The sequence below is a fragment of the Pseudophaeobacter sp. EL27 genome (assembly GCF_900313025.1).
In the GTDB taxonomy this organism is placed as follows: Bacteria; Pseudomonadota; Alphaproteobacteria; order Rhodobacterales; family Rhodobacteraceae; genus Pseudophaeobacter.
Genome location: NZ_OMPQ01000009.1, coordinates 792,298 through 811,738, shown reverse-complemented (window position 1 = coordinate 811,738; position 19,441 = coordinate 792,298). Strand labels below are relative to the sequence as shown.

Below are 19,441 nucleotides of genomic sequence, written 5' to 3'. Positions count from 1 at the left end.
GTTCATCACATGAAAGGTTCGTAAGGTGAAGTATAGCGGGGGAATCACAAGGAATTGATCAGGTTCAGATGCCACAGACCTCGCCCCCCATGACGGACCCAAACCAGGCCAGCCCGGAAATGCGGGTACTGCTGGGAATGTTTGCGCTGTATTGGCGCATGGATGAAGCCCTGTGCAAACAGGATATCATTACCGGCTTGGGGCGGGTGGAGTGCAATCTCTTGCTGCAGCTGGATTGCCCACGCCGGATGGGTGAGTTGGCAAAGAGGTTGTTGCTGGTTCCCTCGAGCGTGACCATGGCCGCTGACAGGTTGGAACAGGACGGTCTGGCGCAACGGGTCCGTGACGCAGGGGACCGTCGTGCCTTTCAGTTGCAACTGACGGAAAAAGGGCGCGTTCTGCGAGACGCCCTGGAAAAACGGGCAGAACATGCTTTTCGCGAGATTTGCGGTCTGAATGAAGATGATATTCAGCAATTTGCTGTTCTGTCCGATAAGCTACAAAAGAAGTTTCTAGGGTTCGCCAACCGCTGCCCCGGCAAGGAGAAGTAAGAGATGCACCTATTGCAAAAGATCGCCGTGGCAATGATGCCGGTATGGGCTGGACCGGCGCTGCTGGCCGCAGGGGTGGCCGTAACCGGGCCTGCCCAGGCTGAGGACGCGCTCAAGCCGGTGAAACTGATGACAACACAATCTGGTAACCTGTTGTTAGAACGTCAGTTTTTCGGACAAGTGGCGGCCAAGCAAACGGTTGACCTGGCCTTTCAGGTTCCCGGTCAGGTGATGCGGTTCCCGGTTTCCGAAGGCTATATCGTGCCCGAAGGACAGCTGATTGCGGAGCTGGACCTGGAGCCATTTGAGCTCAAGCTTGAACAGGCACGGCTGCAAAAGGAACAGGCTGACAGAACGGTGACTCGACTGGAGCGGCTCAAAGGAACCGTAAGCGCGGTCTCCATTGAGGATGCGGTAACTCAGGCCGGGCTGACCCGGGTGGCGCTGCGCAATGCGGAATATGAGCTGCGCCATGCCACCTTGAACGCGCCGTTTGAGGCCCTGGTTTCAACCCGTGAAGTGGAGAATTTCACCACCGTGGCGGCGGGCGCCCCAATTGTGCGTCTGCACGACATGTCGGTGCTGCATATCGAAGTCGATATTCCAGAGGTTCTGTTCCAACGCGCCAGTCACGGTGACAATGTTTCGACCCTCGCAATCTTCCCGGGCAGTGATGAGAGTTTTCCGTTGGAAATTCTCGAATTCACCGCGGAAGCCAGTAATATTGGTCAGACCTTCCGGGTAACCTTTAGCATGCTGCCGCCCGAAGGCCGCCAGGTCCTGCCAGGAGCCTCGGCCACTGTGCGGGTTAAGGTCGATACCGGTGAGCATGGTATTATCGTGCCCAACACCGCAGTCGTGACCACACCGGAAGGGTCCACTGGGGTGATGGTCTTTACCCCCAAAGGTGGCGAAACCGGAGAGGTAACCTGGGTCGAGGTCGAGCTGGCAGCAACCCAACATGGTGGTTTTGCGATCTCTTCCGGGCTGCAAGGTGGTGAAGAGATTGTCTCCACTGGTGGCAGTGCCTTGATCGACGGACAAAAGGTCCGCCGGTTCGCCGGCTTCACGAACTGAGGCTGAGAGCATGGATATTGCACGCGCCTCGATTGACCGGCCGCTATACACTTGGATCATCATGCTGGTGGCTCTTCTGGGTGGCATCTGGGGGTTTTTGAACCTCGGACGTCTGGAAGACCCGGCCTTTACCATCAAACAGGCGGTGATCGTCACCGGCTATCCCGGCGCCAGCGCCGAACAGGTTGCCCGCGAGGTGACCGAGCCGCTGGAATCCGCCATTCAGAAGATGGGAGAGGTCAAAACCATTACCTCGATCAACCGCCCCGGCAGTTCTTTGATCGAAGTTGAGATGCATGACACCTATGACGGCACTGAGCTGCCCGCCATCTGGACCGATCTGCGGGCCAAGATCCGCGACGCCGCACGGGGGCTGCCCGATGGTGTCTCGTCGCCCTTTGTGAATGACAGCTTTGGCGATGTTTTTGGTCTGTTTTATGCCGTCACTTCCGAGGGTTACACCGATGCCGAGAAGCATGAGCTTGCCACCTTCCTGCGCCGTGAATTGCTGGCTGTGGACGGGGTCGCGGATGTCGAGATTTCCGGCCTGCCGGATGAGGCGGTCTTTGTCGAGCCCGACATGGCGGTTTCGGTCAACCAGAACATCTCGATTGCAGCGATTGCAAACTCGATCGCGACCTCCAACACCGTGCGCTCTGGTGGTTATCTGGATGACACCACGGCAGAAACCCGCATCAGCGCTCCGGAAGGCTCGGATACCGTGTCCGAGATCGCCGGGCTGTCGATTGGTGCCCAGGGTGAGGTGATCAATGTCGTTGACATGGCAGAGGTTTATCGTGGGCGCACCAGCAACCCTGATCTGATGATCCGTTTCAACGGTGTTGAAGCCTTCACCATGGGCATTGCGGGGCTGGCCAGCGAAAACATCGTTGAGGTTGGCGCACGGGTTGATGCCCGTCTGGCTGAACTGGACACGCAGATCCCGTTTGGGGTGGAACTTTTGCCGATCTATCAGCAGCATCTGGTGGTGGATCAGGCCTCCAATGACTTTCTGGTCAATCTGGCAACCTCGGTTGCCATTGTGGTGGCGGTTCTGGCCCTGTTCATGGGCTGGCGCGCCGCTGTCGTTGTTGGTGCCACGCTGTTGCTGACGGTGGTTGGCACGCTCTTGTTCATGAACCTGTTTTCCATTGAAATGGAACGGATTTCGCTGGGCGCGCTGATCATTGCCATGGGGATGCTGGTGGATAATGCCATTGTTGTCGCCGAAGGCATGCAAATCTCTATGCAACGTGGGCGAACCTCGCGGGAGGCGGCGCATGATGCGGCCTCCAAGACCCAGATCCCACTGCTGGGGGCGACCGTGATTGGTATCATGGCCTTTGCCGGTATTGGCCTTAGCCCGGATTCCGCTGGTGAATTCCTGTTCTCGCTCTTCGCGGTTATTGCGATCTCGCTGTTGCTGAGCTGGGTTCTGGCGCTGACCGCGACACCGATCCTGGGTCACTACTTCTTTAAGCAGGGCCATGCGGATGGGGCGGATGCCTATGGCAGCTTGTTGTTCCGCGCCTATGGTGGCCTGTTGCGGATCTCGCTCAAGCTGCGCTGGTTGGTTGTGGCCGGGCTCATCGGCCTTACGGTGGCCTGTTTTGCAGCCTTTGGTACCGTCAAACAGCAGTTCTTTCCGGACTCCAATACGCCGTTGTTCTTTGTGCACTACAAACTGCCACAGGGTACCAAGATCGAGACAACCTCGGCCCATCTGGAACAGATTGAGGACTGGCTTGCCCAGCGTGACGACGTCGTAGAATTTTCCACCTATGTCGGGCAGGGCGCCTCGCGGTTCCTGCTGACCTATGATGCGCAAAAGCCGAACCCCAGCTATGGTCACATGATCATTCGCACCGCAGATCTGGCGGCTATCCCGCCGCTTCAGGCCGAACTCGAAGCCTTTGGTCATGAGGTACTGCCTGAGGGTGAGTTCCGCACCAAACGGCTGGTCTTTGGTCCAGGCGGCGGCGACCCGATCCAGGTGCGCTTCTCTGGTCCGGATTCGACCGTGCTGCGACAGCTGGGCGAAGAAGCGATGACTCGCCTTGAGGCCGCATCGCCAAACATCCTCAACACCCGGCACGACTGGCGAGAGCGCGAATTTGTTCTGACCCCGCGCTATGCCACCGACCGGGCGCAGACCGCTGGTATCGCGCGTGAAGACATTGCCGATACGCTGTTGTTCTCGACAGATGGTCTGCAGGCTGGGGTTTTCCGCGAACAGGATCGTCTGATCCCGATCGTCATTCGACGCTCACAGGAGGATGGCTACAACATCATGGACCAGGTGGTCTATTCCAGCACAGCGCAAAAGTTCCTGCCGATGGAGCAGATGATCGACGGGGTGGATCTGGAGCTGGAAGACACTCTGCTGCATCGCCGTGACCGGGTTCCAACGCTCACCGTCGGGGCTGATATCCCAGTGGATTTGACACCGGCCTCTGTGTTTTCCGAAATCCAGTCCACGATTGAGGAGATGCAGCTGCCACCTGGCTATACGATGGAATGGGGCGGTGATCACGAGAGCGCAGGCGATGCCAATGCAAGTCTGGGCAAGCAGTTGCCAGTGACGATCCTGATCATGGTGATGATCTCGGTCTTCCTGTTCAACGCCCTGCGTCAGCCGATCATCATCTGGCTGCTGGTGCCGATGTCGGTGAATGGGGTTGCCATGGGGCTGCTAGGCACGGGTTTGCCATTCACCTTCACCGCGCTTCTGGGTCTGCTCAGCCTCTCGGGTATGCTGATCAAAAACGGCATTGTTCTGGTGGAAGAGATCGACCTGGTGCGTGAGACGGGCAAGCCCCTGCGCGAGGCCATCGTCGAGGCATCCGTGTCGCGTCTGCGCCCGGTGATGCTGGCGGCAGTGACCACCATTCTGGGGATGATCCCGTTGCTCTGGGACGCCTTCTTTGTCTCCATGGCGGTGACCATCATGGGCGGTCTGGCCTTTGCCACCGTGCTGACCCTGGTGGCGGCACCGGTCTTCTACCTGATCTTCTTTGGCCGCGATGAGCGGCGGGAACAGAAGGCGGCATTGGCGGCATAGGGCAGCTGGCTCAATCAATTCGTTCCATGGGGGCCGCAGTTCAGACTGCGGCCCCTTTTTTGAGGGCTGAACCCCTTCGCCTTGGTGGCGCAGGGCTCTGATTTGCAAGGGCAGGGAAATGGCTTGTTGTTTCTCAACTTTAGGGGGCTAGTATCCTTGGCCGAACTGCACAGGAAGACTGGAGCATCTCCATGAGGCCACAACAAAGGCCATTGTATCGCCGGGTGAACACCAAAACCCACGGGGTTGGGCACGGTGATGGCGGCAAATCTCGTTGGGAACGCAATACTAAAAAGGCCAAGAACAATGGCTCTTCGCAGGGGGCAATGCATAAGAGACATCGCCACGGATTGGACTATACGCCGTTGTACAAATTCCTGTTGTCAAAGGTGGGGCAGGATTGGGATGCCGTCTATAGCGCGGCACTGGCGCGCCTCGATACTAAGGAGCCGATTTTCAATCTCGTTGCGCTCCGCCAGGAAGAGGGCAAACCCTATGTACGCACGGGTGAAAGCACCTATTTCAGCGGCCTTTATGTGGGTGACGACAATTGCCTCGCAGTGGTTGATCCAGAGCTGACAGTTGAACAGATGAAGCCCTTGTGCCCCTGTTGTACACATACATTCAACGGCAAGAGGTTTACACGAAGCTATGACGCCCCAGATCAGGCAATTTCCTAAAGCAAAACCCCGGCTCAAAGAGCCGGGGTTTTAGAGTACTGCTTGGTTTTGGTGCCGATTACCCCTGCAGGCTTTTCACCTCGACATCACCCTCGGCCTGGGCCTTGATCGCCAGGGCGGCCGCGTTGGAGGCGGCGGCGGTGGTGAAATAGGGGATCTTGTCATAGAGCGCCACCGAGCGCATGTCCTTGCTGTCTTCCACAGCCTGGGCGCCTTCGGTGGTGTTCATCAACAGTTGCACATGGCCGTCTTTCAGCAGGTCGACCACATGGGGGCGGCCTTCATAGACCTTGTTGACCAGCTCACAGGCAACGCCGTGGCCGTCCAGCCAGCTCTGGGTGCCACCGGTGGCCACCAGGGTAAAGCCTTGCTCGATCAGCACCTTGGCCGCTTCCAGCATCGGCGCGCCCTTGTCGGCATCCTTGATCGACATAAAGGCACGGCCCTCAGAAGGCAGCACCATGCCCGCCCCCATCTGCGCCTTGAGGAAGGCGCGCGGGAAGTCGCGGTCCCAGCCCATGACTTCACCGGTGGAGCGCATTTCTGGCCCCAGCAGGGTGTCAACGCCAGGGAAGCGGGCAAAGGGCATCACCGCTTCTTTGACCGAGAACCAGGGCATGTTGGGGTCGGCCAGTGTCATCGGATCCGCCATCGGCGTGTCCACGTCATAGCCTGCATCAGGCTTGTAGGCGCCGCGATGCGGGAAGGCCGCGAGCTTTTCGCCCGCCATGACACGGGCGGCAATCGAGGCAATCGCACTGTCAGTCGCCTTGGCGACAAAGGGCACGGTACGGCTGGCGCGGGGGTTGACCTCAATGAGGAAGATCACCCCGTCCTTGATGGCGAACTGGATGTTCATCAGGCCCACCACATTCAGCGCCTTGGCCAGGGCAAAGGTCTGGGTCTTGATCTCTTCGATCACCTCATCAGACAGTGAGTAGGGCGGCAATGAGCAGGCAGAGTCGCCCGAGTGAACGCCGGCTTCCTCGATATGCTGCATGATACCTGCCACATGCACATCAGTGCCGTCGCAGATCGCATCCACGTCCAGCTCAACGGCGCCGGATAGGTAGCTGTCCAGCAGTACCGGGCTGTCACCAGAGACCACCACAGCCTCGGCGATGTAGCGGCGCAGCTGATCCATGTCGCGGACGATTTCCATCGCCCGACCACCCAACACGTAGGAGGGGCGAATGACCAGTGGGAAGCCGATTTCCTCGGCGATTTCCAGCGCTTGTTCGTCAGTGGAGGCAATGCCGTTGTGCGGCTGCTTGAGGCCAAGGTTGTTGACCAGCTCCTGGAAACGCTCGCGGTCTTCGGCCAGATCAATGGCGTCGGGCGAGGTGCCGAGGATTGGAATGCCTTCCTCTTCCAGCGCATTGGCCAGTTTCAGCGGAGTCTGACCGCCAAACTGTACGATCACGCCGTGCAGGGTGCCGTTTTCCTGCTCAACCCGCAGGATTTCCATCACGTGCTCAAAGGTCAGTGGCTCAAAATACAGACGATCCGAGGTGTCATAGTCGGTGGACACGGTCTCGGGGTTGCAGTTGACCATGATGGTCTCATAACCCGCATCTGTCAGCGCATAGCAGGCGTGGCAGCAGCAGTAGTCAAACTCGATCCCCTGGCCGATCCGGTTTGGACCACCGCCCAGGATGACGACCTTTTTGCGATCCGAAGGCCGCGCTTCGCATTCCACGTCTCCCATCATTGGGGCCTCATAGGTGGAATACATATAGGGGGTCTGGGCTTCAAATTCAGCCGCACAGGTGTCGATGCGTTTGAACACGGCGGTGACGCCTTTGGCGATCCGCGCGTCGCGCACGGATTTTTCCGAAGCCTGGGTCAGATTGGCCAGACGCGCATCGGTAAAGCCGAGCATCTTGAGGTGGCGTAGCGCCTTTTCATCCGTTGGCAGGCCATTGGCGCGGACCTCTGCTTCGGCATCGATGATTTCGCGGATACGATCAAGGAACCAGGGGTCAAATTTGGAGACACCAAAGATCTCATCATTGCTGAGCCCGTGGCGCATGGCTTGGGCGATGGTGCGCAAACGGTCGGGGGTCTGTTTGCTAATCGCTTTGATCACGGCGGCCTTGTCGGTGGCGAGTTCCCAGGTGCCGATGGTCAGACCGGGGATCTCGATTTCGTCAAAACCGGTGAGGCCCGATTCCATCGAGGCCAGCGCCTTTTGCATCGATTCGTGGATAGTGCGGCCAATCGACATGGCTTCGCCCACGGATTTCATCGCGGTGGTCAGATAGGGCTCGGAGCCGGGGAATTTCTCAAAGGCGAATTTTGGGATCTTGGTGACAACATAGTCGATCGAGGGTTCAAAGGAGGCAGGCGTTACCTTGGTGATGTCATTGTCCAGCTCGTCCAATGTGTAGCCGATCGCCAGCTTGGCGGCGATCTTGGCAATTGGGAAACCGGTGGCCTTGGAGGCCAGCGCCGAAGAGCGCGACACTCGTGGGTTCATCTCGATGACCACCATACGGCCATCAGCGGGGTTCACCGCCCATTGAACGTTGGAGCCGCCGGTCTCAACACCGATCTCACGCAGGACGTTGATCGAATGGGTCCGCATGATCTGGTATTCTTTGTCGGTCAGCGTCAGCGCCGGGGCCACGGTGATGGAATCGCCTGTGTGCACGCCCATGGGGTCGATGTTTTCAATGGCGCAGACGATGATGGCGTTATCCGCTTTGTCGCGGACCACTTCCATCTCGAACTCTTTCCAACCCAACAGGCTCTCGTCGACCAGAATCTGGTTTACTGGCGAGGCATCCATGCCAGTGCGGCAGAAGTGTTCGTAGTCTTCCCGGTTATAGGCAACACCACCACCTGTGCCACCCATGGTAAAGGCCGGGCGGATGATCGCGGGCAAGCCGATATCTTCCAGGGATTCCAGCGCGATACGCACACCCTCGTTGAGGTCGGCCTTGCCGTCGTCAAAGGTCGGCGCTGTGACGATGGTGGCGCGGGGGTTTTCAATGCCCAAACGGTCCATGGCATCGCGGAACAGTTTGCGATCTTCGGCCATCTCGATGGCGTCGCGGGTGGCGCCAATCATCTCGACGCCAAATTCTTCCAGTACACCCATCTCTTCCAGCGCGAGCGAGGTGTTCAGGCCAGTCTGGCCGCCCATGGTGGGCAGTAGCGCGTCGGGGCGCTCTTTCTCGATGATTTTGGCAACCACTTCTGGGGTGATCGGCTCGATATAGGTGGCATCGGCCAGACCGGGGTCGGTCATGATGGTGGCCGGGTTCGAGTTCACCAGGATGACCCGGTAGCCCTCTTCCTTGAGTGCCTTACAAGCCTGTGCACCGGAGTAGTCGAATTCGCAGGCCTGCCCAATGATGATGGGCCCCGCACCGATGATCATGATCGACTGGATGTCGGTTCTTTTGGGCATGGGTGTGCTTCCTTCGATTTGTGCGAGCGGCAAGGCCAGGGCAGGTTGGCAGGTCGGTCTAGGTCTAGTGGCGAGTCGGGCACCCCCAAGTGCCCAAATTGTCCTGCGTTATAGGGGTAGCGCAAAAAGGTGCAAGGGGGATCGGGCTCGCGCTTCGAATTGCCGCTTTTATGGCTTTTGTTCGCATAGCGTACAGATATAAGCATGGGCAGGGAAATGGCAGAAGTTTTGAGGTGCTGCGTGCAGATCCGTTTTGATCAGGGGCCAGGTCAGTGGGGACAGGCGGGGCAGGGGATGCAATTTGCCAATCCCCTGCGTGTGATCCGTGCGGATACTGCTGCGCAGGTGCCGGGAGCGCTGGAGGATCTGGAGACCGTCCAGCAAGAGGGTCACTGGCTGGCCGGCTATGCCAGCTATGAGCTCGGATATGCGCTGGAGCCCAGTCTTGCGGCGCGTATGCCCGGCAAGCGCGATCTGCCGCTCCTGTGTTTTGGTGTCTATGCGCATCCTCTCACTGTTTCGCACGCGAAACATGGGCCGGACCCCGCAGCCTGTGGTGGCTTGGGTCCTCTACAGCCGCGCTGGAGTTTTGAACGCTACGCTGAGGCCTTTGCCGAGGTGAACAGGGGTATCGGCGCCGGAGATATCTACCAGGCCAATCTGACCTTCCCGATTGATACGCAGGTCACTGGGAGCTCAGAGGAGCTCTATGCCGCTCTGATGGCGCGCCAGCAGGTCGGTCATGGCGCCTTAGTCCTGCAGGAGGATCTGCCGGATCTGTTGTCACGCTCGCCCGAGCTGTTTTTCCGCACCGATGCGGGGGGGCGGATTGAGACGCGGCCGATGAAGGGTACGCAGCCGCGCAGTGCCGATCCGGTTGCGGATGCCAAAGCGCGGGATTTCCTGCGTCAGGATGAAAAGAACCGCGCCGAGAACCTGATGATCGTCGACCTGCTGCGCAATGACATCTCACGCATCGCCGAACTTGGCTCGGTCAAGGTGCCAGAGCTCTTTGCGGTAGAGAGCTACGCTACGGTGCATCAGATGGTCTCGACGGTACAGGCGCAGCTGCGCCCGGGTGTGGGGCTGGGACAGATCCTGCAGGCGCTGTTTCCCTGCGGGTCCATCACCGGGGCGCCAAAAATCCGCGCGATGGAGATCCTGTCAGAGTTGGAACCCTGGGCGCGCGACATCTATTGTGGCAGCATCGGCTGGATGGCGCCGGATGGCGCGTCTGAGTTCAACGTGGCCATTCGCACCTTGATGGTCCAGGAAGGGCGCGCCAGATTGAATGTTGGCGGCGGCGTTGTCTGGGACAGCACCGCGCAGTCGGAATATGAGGAAGCCCTATGGAAAGCCCGTTTTGCCCAGCTGACGCCATCAAGGGCGATGCCGATTTCCGCCTGATCGAGACCTTTGGCTATATACCGGGGCAAGTGATTACCCGGCTCGATCTACATCTTGCAAGACTTACCGCCTCGGCAGCGCATTTCGACATTGCTTTTGACCCTTCAGCGGCTCGTCGTTCCATTGCAGCGATTGCAGGGGAGGACCCCTTGCGGTGTCGCCTGACCCTGGCCGCTGATGGCAGGGTCGATGTCACCACGGCGCCCATGCCTCAGGCGGCATCACAGTGGCGCTTTGCCATATCTCAGACACGGCTTGATGCGGATGATCCCTTTCTCAGGCATAAGACCACGCGCCGCACCCTTTATGATCAGGCCCGTGAGGCCCTGCCCAAGGGACTTGATGAAATAGTCTTCCTCAATAACCGGGGAGAGCTCTGTGAGGGGACAATTACCAATCTGATACTCACCACAGCAGAGAACGAACAGCTGACACCGCCTCTGAGCTCTGGCTGTTTGCCAGGGATCTACCGCCAAAGCCTGCTGGATGCGGGGTGTGTCACCGAAGCCGTTCTGCGGCCCGAGGATCTGGCAAATGCCCGCCAGATCCGGCTGGTGAATTCCCTGCGCGGCGAGATGCAGGCGATTTGGGCTGCTGACGGCGAGGAATTTGCCAGCTTTGCTTGACAAGCGCGCTGCAACCCTGTGTATCGGCCCAGACGAATTCTGCGCCGAATTCAACCTGCCCATGGCATAGTCCGAATGACCGCGCGACCACAGACTAGACCCTCATACCGAAAGGTCACGCCATGCATGCCTATCGCAGCCATACCTGCGCCGAACTGAACAAATCCAACGTGGGCGAAACCGTGCGCCTCTCTGGTTGGGTCCACCGCGTCCGCGATCACGGCGGCCTCTTGTTCATCGATCTGCGCGACCATTATGGCATCACTCAGGTGATGGCGGATCCCGACAGCCCGGTTTTCGCCGAGATTGAAAAGGTGCGCTCGGAATGGTGTATCCGCATCGACGGCAATGTGCTGGCCCGCGATGAGAGCCTGGTGAATGACAAGCTGCCGACCGGCGAGGTCGAAGTCTTCATCCGCGACATCGAAGTCCTTGGCAAAGCCGATGAGCTGCCCCTGATGGTCTTTGGCGAGCAGGAATACCCGGAAGAAACCCGCCTGCGCTATCGCTACCTCGACCTGCGCCGCGAAAAGATGCAGCAGAATATGCTCCTGCGCTCCAACATGGTGCAGTCGATCCGCAAACGCATGTGGGACAAGGGGTTTAACGAATATCAAACCCCGATCATCACCGCCTCTTCCCCCGAAGGCGCGCGTGACTTCCTGGTGCCCTCGCGTCTGCATCCGGGCAAATTCTACGCCCTGCCGCAGGCACCACAGCAGTTCAAACAGCTGATGATGGTCTCGGGCTTTGACAAATACTTCCAGATCGCCCCCTGCTTCCGCGACGAAGATCCGCGCGCCGACCGCTCGCCCACCGATTTCTACCAGCTCGACCTGGAGATGTCCTTTGTTACCCAGCAGGATGTCTTTGATACCATCCAGCCTGTGATGCAGGGCGTGTTTGAGGAATTCGGCGGTGGCCGCAAGGTTGATAGCGAATGGCCGCAGATCTCCTACCGTGATGCGGCGCTCTGGTATGGCTCCGACAAGCCCGACCTGCGCAACCCGATCAAGATGCAGGTGGTGTCTGAGCACTTTGCCGGTTCCGGCTTTGCCATCTTTGCCAAACTGCTGGAACAAGAAGGCACCGAAGTGCGCGCCATTCCAGCGCCCAAAGGCGGCAGCCGCAAATTCTGTGACCGGATGAATGCCTTTGCGCAAAAAGAAGGCCTGCCCGGCATGGGCTATATCTTCTGGCGCAAACAATCGCCCGACAGCATCGCCCAGGAACGCGGCATCACCGTCAAAGAAGTCAACGCTCTGGTCAAATCCGGCGAGATCACTCTGGGCAATGAGGCCGCAGGCCCGCTGGCCAAGAACATCGGCCCCGAGCGCACCGAGGCAATCCGCCAGCAGCTGGGTCTGGACGTGGGTGATGCAGCCTTCTTCCTGGGTGGCAAACCCAAAGCCTTTGAAGGTGTTGCAGGCCGCGCCCGTAATGTCATCGGCGAAGAGCTGGGCCTCACCGACAAAGACCGCTTTGCCTTTGCCTGGGTTGTCGACTTCCCGATCTATGAAGCAGATGAAGAAACCGGCAAGATCGATTTTGAACATAACCCCTTCTCGATGCCCCAGGGCGGCATGGAAGCCCTCAACGGCAACCCGCTTGAGGTGCTGGGCTATCAGTATGATCTCGCCTGCAACGGCTACGAGCTGGTCTCGGGTGCGATCCGGAACCACCGCCCTGAAATCATGTTCAAAGCCTTTGAAATTGCCGGCTACGGCAAGGACGAGGTTGAGAAACGCTTTGGCGGTATGGTCAATGCCTTCCAATACGGCGCCCCGCCCCACGGTGGCTGTGCAGCCGGCATCGACCGCATGGTGATGCTGCTGGCCGATGAGGCCAACATTCGCGAGGTCATCATGTTCCCGATGAACCAGCGCGCCGAAGATCTGATGATGTCAGCACCGTCCGAGCCGATGTCCGATCAGTTGATGGAACTTGGCCTGCGGGTGATCCCACAGGATCAGTAAACCGCTGCTGCAAATCGGCTACTTTGGCACCGATCAAAGTGACACCCGGGGGGCCGCTCTCGGGTGTTTTTCTTTGCCGCCAGCCTTGCTGTGCACGGCTCCCCAGGTTTCATTTGGCCCAAAATATCCCGGGGGAGCGCCCCTGGGCGCGGGGGCAGAGCCCCCAAAACAACCCCCATGCCAACTCACTGCGCTGGTTTACGCGTATCCCAGAATAACAGGGTGTCAGCTTTTATTGTGACCGATTAGGTTGGGGATAGATCCGGCGGCAATGCGCGCCGCCAAGGGAGTAGGGTGATGGTATTTGATCCGGAACTGGCCGAGATCCGATTTGGCTGCGGCTTGTCACCAAGCATTTCGCCGCTCGCCTCCAGAGAGGCGATGCTGGCACGGCTTCAGGGGCCCGACAGGGCGGCCGAGCAATTCCCCATTGCAGGAACTGAAACGATACTGGCCTCGGTGAGCGACTTTGCCAGGCTGCGTAAACTCCGCCGTACCAAGGCCGGCAGCTCAGAGGCCAAGCAGGCTGAAAAGGACTTCAAGCGCTTTCGCCGCAAACACCTGCAACAGCGTGATCTGTGGTTTCGCCAGCTCCTGTTGCGCCATGTCACAACGCAAGACAGTTTTCGCGAAAGATTGACCCTGTTCTGGGCAGATCATTTTACCGCAAAAGGCAAAAACCGCGCCATGCAGCCGCTGGCCTATGGCTACATCGAAAGCGCCATTCGCCCGAACATCTCCAGCCGCTTTGAGGATCTGTTGATCGCGGCTGTCACCAATCCTTTGATGTTGCACTACCTGGATCAATTCCGCTCGCGCGGAGAGAACAGCGCTCTGAACAAGCGACAGGGCGGTCGTGGCGGCTTGAATGAAAACCTGGCCCGCGAGGTGTTGGAGCTGCATACCCTGGGTCTTGAGGGGCCCTATGATCAGGCGGATGTGCGCCAGCTGGCGGAGTTGTTCACGGGACTTAGCTACCGAGTCAACAAGGGGTTTTTGTTTGACGAGGGAATGGCTGAACCGGGCGCTGAAACCGTTTTGGGGCGGGTCTATGGTGGTGCCGAGGCAGAGCTGGAACCGGTGCTGCAGGCGCTGCGGGACCTGGCCCGCCATCCGGCGACCGCCGATCATATCGCCTGGAAACTGGCGGTGCATTTCACCAAGGACCAGCCTGCGCCAGAACTGGTCGCCGCGCTGAGTGCCGCCTATCGCGACAGCGATGGGGATCTGGCCCAGGTCTATGACGTTTTGCTGAACCATGAATTGTCCTGGGAACCAGAGCTGGGCAATGTGAAACCGCCCTTTGACTACATGGCCTCGGCCTGTCGTGGCCTGGGGGTTGACCCGGCGCATTTGACAGGTTGGAAGCCAAAGCAGATGCGGCAAAATTTTATCGCGCCACTGCGGCTCATGGGACAGGCTTGGCAATCCCCTGTGGGGCCGGATGGATGGGAGGAGGCCGATGCGGCCTGGATTACGCCACAGGGGCTGTCAGCGCGGCTGCGCTGGGCCATGGCGGCGCCGCGGCGGCTGGTAGAGGCTTTGCCGGATCCAACTGACTTTGCAGGCCACTGTTTGGGAAGCCGCGCAAATCCGTGGGTGATGTTTGTCGCTTCAGCTGCGGAAACCCGCGCCGAGGCGATTGGGCTGGTGCTCAGCTCACCCGCCTTTCAGCGGCGATAGTTGGGATCAAGGGGGCATCCGGCATGACACTTTCACGCAGAAAATTCCTGACCCGCAGCGGCCTATTGGGTTGCTCCCTTGCGGCCAGCCCGCTGATCACCCCGGTGAGTCTGGCGGCGGCCCCCTGGGATCAGCGCCTTGTGGTGATTATCCTGCGCGGCGGCATGGATGGGCTGGATGTTATCCGCCCCTACGGCGATCCGGGGTTTGCCGGGTTGCGGCCTGGTCTGGCAGCGCAAACAGGACTGGATCTTGATGGTTATTTTGCGATGCACCCGGAACTGGCCCCCCTGATGCCACTGTGGCGGCAAGAGGAGCTTGGCTTTGTACAGGCGGTTTCCACCCCTTACCGGGATCGCCGCAGCCATTTTGACGGGCAGGACCTGCTGGAAGCGGGCACCCTTGGCCTCGGGGAGCGGCGCGATGGTTGGCTCAATCGCTTATTGCAACTGCAAAGTGGGGTTGCCGCGCGCACGGCCTTTGCCATTGGGCACGGGGATTTGCAGCTGTTGCACGGGGCGGCACCGGTCTCGGATTGGTCGCCGGATGCAGATCTGGCGCTGAGCCCGCAGGCCGAGCATTTGGCCGGGCTGTTGATGCAGGAGGATCCGCTGTTTTCTGAGGCGCTGTCCGAGGCGCTGGCCCTGTCGCGGTCTGACGGAGAGGAGCGCATCACTGGCGCGGCAGGCAGCGATTCCGCAGAGGGGGCGATGGGGGGCATGATGGAGATGCCGCGCGCGACACGCGGCAAGGCGCATCTGAAACTGGCGGAATTTGCCGCAAAACAGCTGCGCGGTGATACCCGCATTGCCTCGTTCTCCTTGAACGGCTGGGATACTCACAGCAACCAAAAACGCAGTATTGGAGCGGCTTTGAAGCGGTTGAGTGGCTGTATTTGGGCGTTGAAACGTGGGGTTGGCCGATCCGTCTGGGGTAAGACAGCGGTGGTGGCGATGACTGAATTTGGTCGCACGGTGCGCGAAAATGGCACTGGCGGCACGGATCATGGCACCGGCGGGGCCATGGTTCTGGCCGGAGGTGCCATTCGCGGGGGCAGGGTCTACGGGCGCTGGCCTGGGCTGGAAGAGGCCGCGCTGTACAATCGCCGCGATCTGATGCCAACCGGTGATGTACGTGAAGTCACGGCCTGGATCATGCGTGGGCTGACCGGAACCCGGCAAAGCGATCTGGAACAGCAGGTCTTCCCGGGGCTGCAGATGAACCAGGATCCCGGTTTTCTACGATAGCGGATCACGCCTATCGCGGCGCGCTGCCCGACCAGGAACTGGCGGATGTCGCCAGTATGAAACAGATTTTCCTACTACAACAGCTCGCGGGGGTGGATCTGCATAGATTTTAGCGTCTCCGGGGCATTGTCACGGTTGCGCCGAATGATCCGCGCGGAGTGGCGGGCCTGCAAATAGAGAACAATGGCGAGAGTCGCCAAAGATGTCGAAAAGACTTCGAACATGATCAGATGGCAATCTTTCGTTCCAGGCGCTCTTGGACCAGGCCGGCGATCACCGCAGCATCGCTGGCCACAGGGCGGCCTTCGGATCTGGCACGAGCCAGGCTTTCTGCGGCTTTGGCCAGGGGGCCATCTCCGGCGCTGCGGGCAACGCCGCCGACAAACTGGGCCAGATAGTCTAGGGACTTTTCTTCCTGGGTGTCGTTCAGCACGTCTGCCGCATGGGCCATATCGTCAAGAAAGGCGATTGGATCCGGCTCGATGGTTTCATCCGTGACCTGACGCGGACCGCTGGGTTGGCGATCATCAGGAAGGCGTGACAGAATGGCGTTCTGGAAGGAGGCAAGCGAGGTAATGGGCTTGGCCAGGAAACCGTCTGCACCGGCTGCAATGGCCTGTTCTTCGACGTTTTCATCCCCCGAGATCGCCAGAATGATCCGAACCCTTGGGTGGGCGTCGTCCATTTCCTGGATCAGGTCGAGGCCGGAACCATCCGGCAGGCCAACATCGGCAATCACCACCGAGGGGCGGTAGACCTGCAGATGGCGGCGTGCAGATTTCAGGCAGTCAGCGCGTCGAATACGGGCGCCACTACGCAGGCACAAAAGGCGCAGGGCCTCACAGGCATAGCGACTGTCCTCAATGACCAGGATGGTCAGGCCCAACAGGGGGCGGCGGGCACTTGGTAGTCTTTGGGCGGCTGCAAACAGTTCCGAATCGTCCATTACATATACTCCTTATCGGATATGTAGAGACGCTATAAATTTGAGGCTAATTCGAAGTTAACGGCCCCAGAGGCCAGTTTGAGAGGCCCAAAGGCGCGTAGAAATACGGGCAGGGAAGGGCCACAAGAGCGAACCCTGCGTGATCTGCAGGTCTGGGCGCATTGGCGCACTTGCGTGGGATCGGCGCAATTGAGCATAAGGCTGCAACAAATGTTTTGCCAAGGAGAAGACAGATCATGATTGGGCGCCTGAACCACGTAGCTATTGCCGTTCCCGACCTGGAGGCCGCATCGGCCCAGTACCGCAGCACGTTGGGCGCCAAAGTTGGCGCGCCACAGGATGAGCCCGATCACGGTGTGACCGTTGTTTTCATCGAGCTGCCAAACACCAAGATCGAGCTGCTCTACCCGCTGGGCGACAATTCTCCGATCAACGGGTTCCTGGAAAAGAACCCAGCAGGCGGCATTCACCATATTTGTTATGAAGTCGATGACATCCTGGCAGCGCGCAATCACCTGCAAGCTGAAGGCGCCCGGGTTCTGGGCAGTAGTGAGCCAAAGATCGGCGCGCATGGCAAGCCGGTCTTGTTCCTGCACCCCAAAGACTTCAACGGTTGCCTGGTGGAACTCGAGCAGGTTTGAGACTATGTAGAGCGGGCTGCGCTGCCGTGCAGCCCGTCTACTTGAGGATAATACACTATGGCCATTACATCCGGGTTGGTTCTGTTTGCTGTGATCTGGTTCATGACCTTTCTGGTCATCATCCCGATCCGTATCGAGACACAGGGCGAAAAGGGCAATATTGAACCCGGAACCCATGCCGGTGCGCCCGAGAACCACTACCTGAAGCAAAAGGCGTGGATCACCACCGGAGTTGCCTGTCTGCTCTGGGCGGTGATCGCGGGGATCATCCTCTCCGGGCTGATCACGGTGAATGACTTTGACTGGTTCGACCGAATGCCAGACCCCTCCTGATCCGTCTCAAAAGGGGCCGGGCCTATATCAGTGGTGCCGCCACAGCGCGTGAAACAGATGCGTATAGGTGGCCGCGCCCAGAATTGGGATCACCAGGTTTACCAACGGAATTGAAAGTGGCATTGCCATCAAGACACCCGCCATCCAGATGGTTCCGCTGTGTTTACGACAGAGTTTTCGTGCCTCTACCGGGCCAACGCGACGGCTGGCCGCCAGGGTGAAATACTCGCGGCCCAAGAGGTAGCCGTTCAAGGCCCAAAAGATAAAGGGCGCTGCAGGCGGGAATATCGCATACAGGATCAGCGCCAGAATATTGGCACCGATCAAGACGCCCAGAAAATTCACGGTGTCTTTCAGCGCCGCCCAGAGCGGCACAGGGTCGACCTTTGGCAGATGGGGGAAATGCCTGTCTTCAACCGCCTGAGCCACATCATCCAGAAACATCGAGGTGATCGCCGAGGCCACGGGCACCATCAGGAAAATCGACAGGATCATCATCAACAGGACAGAGCCGGCGGAAAACAGGCTGTCGAGCCAGGTGACTTCCCCGATCAAGGGCAGGTTAACTGAGGCCGCTGTCAGCCATTGCACCAGCACCAGAAAGCCAACAGTGGCCCCGATCAACAGGGCCAGCGTCAGGCCGATGCCAATAAAGAGCACCCGCATAAAACGCGGGTCGGTGATCTGGCTCAGGGTTTTAAAAAAGGCGTCAAAGATCATTCTTGCATCCAGGTTGTCAGATCAGAAAGCTCTGGGCGCGGCCGTTCTGGCGGTGTGGCGCGCTGGGTTGCGATATGGACGATGCCGGCCACACGCTCGTTGTCTTGCAGGGCAAAGGCCTGTTGGCAGAATATGCGGTCGTGGCTGGCCCAGCCGGACAACCAATTGGCCCCCCAACCGGCAGCCAGGGCGGCATTGAGCAGCGCCAGACAGGCAGCGCCAGCGCTATAGCTCTGCTCAATGGCGGGAACTTTTTCGCTTTCTTTGTGCACTTCCACAACCACCACAGCCAATTGACCCAGATCGAACTGGGCGCGCCCCTTGGTGATGTCTTCGTCTGACTTGCCCAGGCGAACACCGGCCTGAGCCGTTAGCTCAGCCAGTCGGGGCATTGCCGCCTTCTCGATGACTACAAATCTCCAGGGCTCCAGCTTACCATGATCCGGCGTCCGCGCCGCTGCCGTCAAAAGCGACATGAGCTCGTCACGGGTCGGGGCGGGGGCGATCAGTGTCTTGAAGGGACGGGAGCGGCGCGACAAGAGAAAGTCCAGCGCGGCATCATTTGCCAGAGTTTGGCTGTCGTTGGTCATATGTAAAGCCCTTTTACATCAATGGGGTCAATCTCATCATGTGGCAGCAGGAATTCAAGAGGCAGAGAGGCTGCACAGCTACATTTTTGTCAACTCTGCTGCTCTGGAGCTCGTTTTTGTGATCGGGGCGACTTCATCGGAGGTGGCTAATTACGGTATGGGGAGTTCCTCTGTTCAATTCCGTAGTGAACTGGCATCAACAGGGCATGGGCAAACCAAAGAGAAAAAACCTGCCAGATCTTTCTGATCTCGCCATAACAGGCGCCAGGATCGCGGTGAAAGTCACGCCCGGAGCTTCCTCTAATAGTATTTTGCGCAGTGAGGCGGGGCTCAAGGTCGCGGTCACCGCGGTTCCTGAAAACGGCAAGGCAACCGAAGCCGTGCGCCGCCTGTTGGCCAAGGCCATGGGGGTGGCGGCTTCAAGGTTGGAGCTGCACCAGGGGGCCAGTTCGCGCAACAAGATCTTTGTCTATACAGCTGGCGGCTAA

17 protein-coding genes are annotated in these 19,441 nt (G+C 59.1%); 12 read left to right on the top strand and 5 right to left on the bottom strand.

The annotated features are described in order from the left end of the window. The first annotated feature begins 68 nt into the window (after positions 1–68). The 4 genes from ED661_RS11560 (at position 69) to ED661_RS11545 (ending at position 5,369) form a co-directional block, all read left to right on the top strand. Complete coding sequence (locus tag ED661_RS11560) at positions 69–551, top strand: MarR family winged helix-turn-helix transcriptional regulator (protein WP_254054821.1); 483 nt, start codon at positions 69–71, stop codon at positions 549–551. A gap of 33 nt (positions 552–584) precedes the next feature. Next, positions 585–1,628 carry an efflux RND transporter periplasmic adaptor subunit gene (locus ED661_RS11555; RefSeq protein WP_371412438.1) on the top strand — a complete coding sequence of 348 codons (1,044 nt, stop codon included), beginning with the start codon at positions 585–587 and terminating at the stop codon, positions 1,626–1,628. A 10-nt stretch (positions 1,629–1,638) separates the two neighbouring features. Beyond that, positions 1,639–4,689, top strand: coding sequence for an efflux RND transporter permease subunit (locus tag ED661_RS11550; RefSeq protein WP_122074017.1), 3,051 nt, complete (start codon positions 1,639–1,641; stop codon positions 4,687–4,689). Positions 4,690–4,880: 191 nt separating this feature from the next. After that, the gene (locus ED661_RS11545) at positions 4,881–5,369 is read left to right on the top strand and encodes a hypothetical protein (protein WP_122074016.1); all 489 of its coding nucleotides are present in this window, start codon (positions 4,881–4,883) and stop codon (positions 5,367–5,369) included. A 58-nt stretch (positions 5,370–5,427) separates the two neighbouring features. On the opposite strand, the gene carB is transcribed toward ED661_RS11545, so the two are convergent. Then, complete coding sequence (carB, locus tag ED661_RS11540; RefSeq protein ID WP_122074015.1) at positions 5,428–8,784, bottom strand: carbamoyl-phosphate synthase large subunit; 3,357 nt, start codon at positions 8,782–8,784, stop codon at positions 5,428–5,430. A 240-nt stretch (positions 8,785–9,024) separates the two neighbouring features. On the opposite strand from carB, the gene ED661_RS11535 reads away from it, so the two are divergent. From ED661_RS11535 to ED661_RS11515, 5 genes are all read left to right on the top strand, one after another. Continuing rightward, entirely contained in the window at positions 9,025–10,191 is a 1,167-nt protein-coding gene (locus tag ED661_RS11535; protein WP_122074014.1) for an aminodeoxychorismate synthase component I, read from the top strand. Beyond that, positions 10,134–10,817: an aminotransferase class IV family protein gene (locus tag ED661_RS11530; protein ID WP_122074013.1), complete on the top strand. Its 684-nt coding sequence runs from the start codon at positions 10,134–10,136 to the stop codon at positions 10,815–10,817. Before ED661_RS11535 ends, ED661_RS11530 begins: the two co-directional genes overlap by 58 nt. A 122-nt stretch (positions 10,818–10,939) precedes the next feature. Continuing rightward, entirely contained in the window at positions 10,940–12,793 is a 1,854-nt protein-coding gene (aspS, locus tag ED661_RS11525) for an aspartate--tRNA ligase (protein WP_122074012.1), read from the top strand. Positions 12,794–13,090: 297 nt separating this feature from the next. Next, positions 13,091–14,476: a DUF1800 family protein gene (locus ED661_RS11520; RefSeq protein WP_122074011.1), complete on the top strand. Its 1,386-nt coding sequence runs from the start codon at positions 13,091–13,093 to the stop codon at positions 14,474–14,476. Positions 14,477–14,499: 23 nt separating this feature from the next. Next, the gene (locus tag ED661_RS11515; protein ID WP_122074010.1) at positions 14,500–15,723 is read left to right on the top strand and encodes a DUF1501 domain-containing protein; all 1,224 of its coding nucleotides are present in this window, start codon (positions 14,500–14,502) and stop codon (positions 15,721–15,723) included. A gap of 74 nt (positions 15,724–15,797) precedes the next feature. Here the strand turns inward: ED661_RS11515 and ED661_RS21935 are convergent, their stop codons facing one another. Both ED661_RS21935 and ED661_RS11510 read right to left on the bottom strand, forming a co-directional pair. Next, a complete protein-coding gene (locus tag ED661_RS21935; RefSeq protein ID WP_162930116.1) occupies positions 15,798–15,947 on the bottom strand; it encodes a hypothetical protein in 150 nt (49 codons plus the stop codon). A 2-nt stretch (positions 15,948–15,949) separates the two neighbouring features. Next, positions 15,950–16,669, bottom strand: a complete 720-nt coding sequence (locus ED661_RS11510) for a response regulator (RefSeq protein WP_122074009.1) — start codon at positions 16,667–16,669, stop codon at positions 15,950–15,952. 236 nt (positions 16,670–16,905) lie between these two features. Between ED661_RS11510 and mce the strand changes: the two genes are divergently transcribed. Both mce and ED661_RS11500 read left to right on the top strand, forming a co-directional pair. Continuing rightward, entirely contained in the window at positions 16,906–17,310 is a 405-nt protein-coding gene (gene mce / locus ED661_RS11505; protein WP_122074008.1) for a methylmalonyl-CoA epimerase, read from the top strand. A 57-nt stretch (positions 17,311–17,367) separates the two neighbouring features. Further along, a complete protein-coding gene (locus tag ED661_RS11500) occupies positions 17,368–17,643 on the top strand; it encodes a DUF1467 family protein (RefSeq protein WP_122074007.1) in 276 nt (91 codons plus the stop codon). A 27-nt stretch (positions 17,644–17,670) separates the two neighbouring features. Here ED661_RS11500 and ED661_RS11495 read toward each other — a convergent pair whose 3' ends face one another. Together ED661_RS11495 and ED661_RS11490 are read right to left on the bottom strand one after the other, a co-directional pair. Beyond that, entirely contained in the window at positions 17,671–18,363 is a 693-nt protein-coding gene (locus ED661_RS11495; protein WP_122074006.1) for an EI24 domain-containing protein, read from the bottom strand. After that, positions 18,360–18,953, bottom strand: a complete 594-nt coding sequence (locus tag ED661_RS11490; RefSeq protein ID WP_122074005.1) for a nitroreductase family protein — start codon at positions 18,951–18,953, stop codon at positions 18,360–18,362. Before ED661_RS11490 ends, ED661_RS11495 begins: the two co-directional genes overlap by 4 nt. A 206-nt stretch (positions 18,954–19,159) precedes the next feature. On the opposite strand from ED661_RS11490, the gene ED661_RS11485 reads away from it, so the two are divergent. Further along, complete coding sequence (locus ED661_RS11485; protein WP_122074004.1) at positions 19,160–19,441, top strand: DUF167 domain-containing protein; 282 nt, start codon at positions 19,160–19,162, stop codon at positions 19,439–19,441.

Coding starts and splice junctions, on each gene's coding strand:
- ED661_RS11560 (WP_254054821.1), top strand. CDS start 69: ATGCCACAGACCTCGCCCCCCATGACGGACCCAAACCAGGCCAGCCCG.
- ED661_RS11555 (WP_371412438.1), top strand. CDS start 585: ATGATGCCGGTATGGGCTGGACCGGCGCTGCTGGCCGCAGGGGTGGCC.
- ED661_RS11550 (WP_122074017.1), top strand. CDS start 1,639: ATGGATATTGCACGCGCCTCGATTGACCGGCCGCTATACACTTGGATC.
- ED661_RS11545 (WP_122074016.1), top strand. CDS start 4,881: ATGAGGCCACAACAAAGGCCATTGTATCGCCGGGTGAACACCAAAACC.
- carB (WP_122074015.1), bottom strand. CDS start 8,784: ATGCCCAAAAGAACCGACATCCAGTCGATCATGATCATCGGTGCGGGG.
- ED661_RS11530 (WP_122074013.1), top strand. CDS start 10,134: ATGGAAAGCCCGTTTTGCCCAGCTGACGCCATCAAGGGCGATGCCGAT.
- aspS (WP_122074012.1), top strand. CDS start 10,940: ATGCATGCCTATCGCAGCCATACCTGCGCCGAACTGAACAAATCCAAC.
- ED661_RS11520 (WP_122074011.1), top strand. CDS start 13,091: ATGGTATTTGATCCGGAACTGGCCGAGATCCGATTTGGCTGCGGCTTG.
- ED661_RS11515 (WP_122074010.1), top strand. CDS start 14,500: ATGACACTTTCACGCAGAAAATTCCTGACCCGCAGCGGCCTATTGGGT.
- ED661_RS21935 (WP_162930116.1), bottom strand. CDS start 15,947: ATGTTCGAAGTCTTTTCGACATCTTTGGCGACTCTCGCCATTGTTCTC.
- ED661_RS11510 (WP_122074009.1), bottom strand. CDS start 16,669: ATGGACGATTCGGAACTGTTTGCAGCCGCCCAAAGACTACCAAGTGCC.
- mce (WP_122074008.1), top strand. CDS start 16,906: ATGATTGGGCGCCTGAACCACGTAGCTATTGCCGTTCCCGACCTGGAG.
- ED661_RS11500 (WP_122074007.1), top strand. CDS start 17,368: ATGGCCATTACATCCGGGTTGGTTCTGTTTGCTGTGATCTGGTTCATG.
- ED661_RS11495 (WP_122074006.1), bottom strand. CDS start 18,363: ATGATCTTTGACGCCTTTTTTAAAACCCTGAGCCAGATCACCGACCCG.
- ED661_RS11490 (WP_122074005.1), bottom strand. CDS start 18,953: ATGACCAACGACAGCCAAACTCTGGCAAATGATGCCGCGCTGGACTTT.
- ED661_RS11485 (WP_122074004.1), top strand. CDS start 19,160: ATGGGCAAACCAAAGAGAAAAAACCTGCCAGATCTTTCTGATCTCGCC.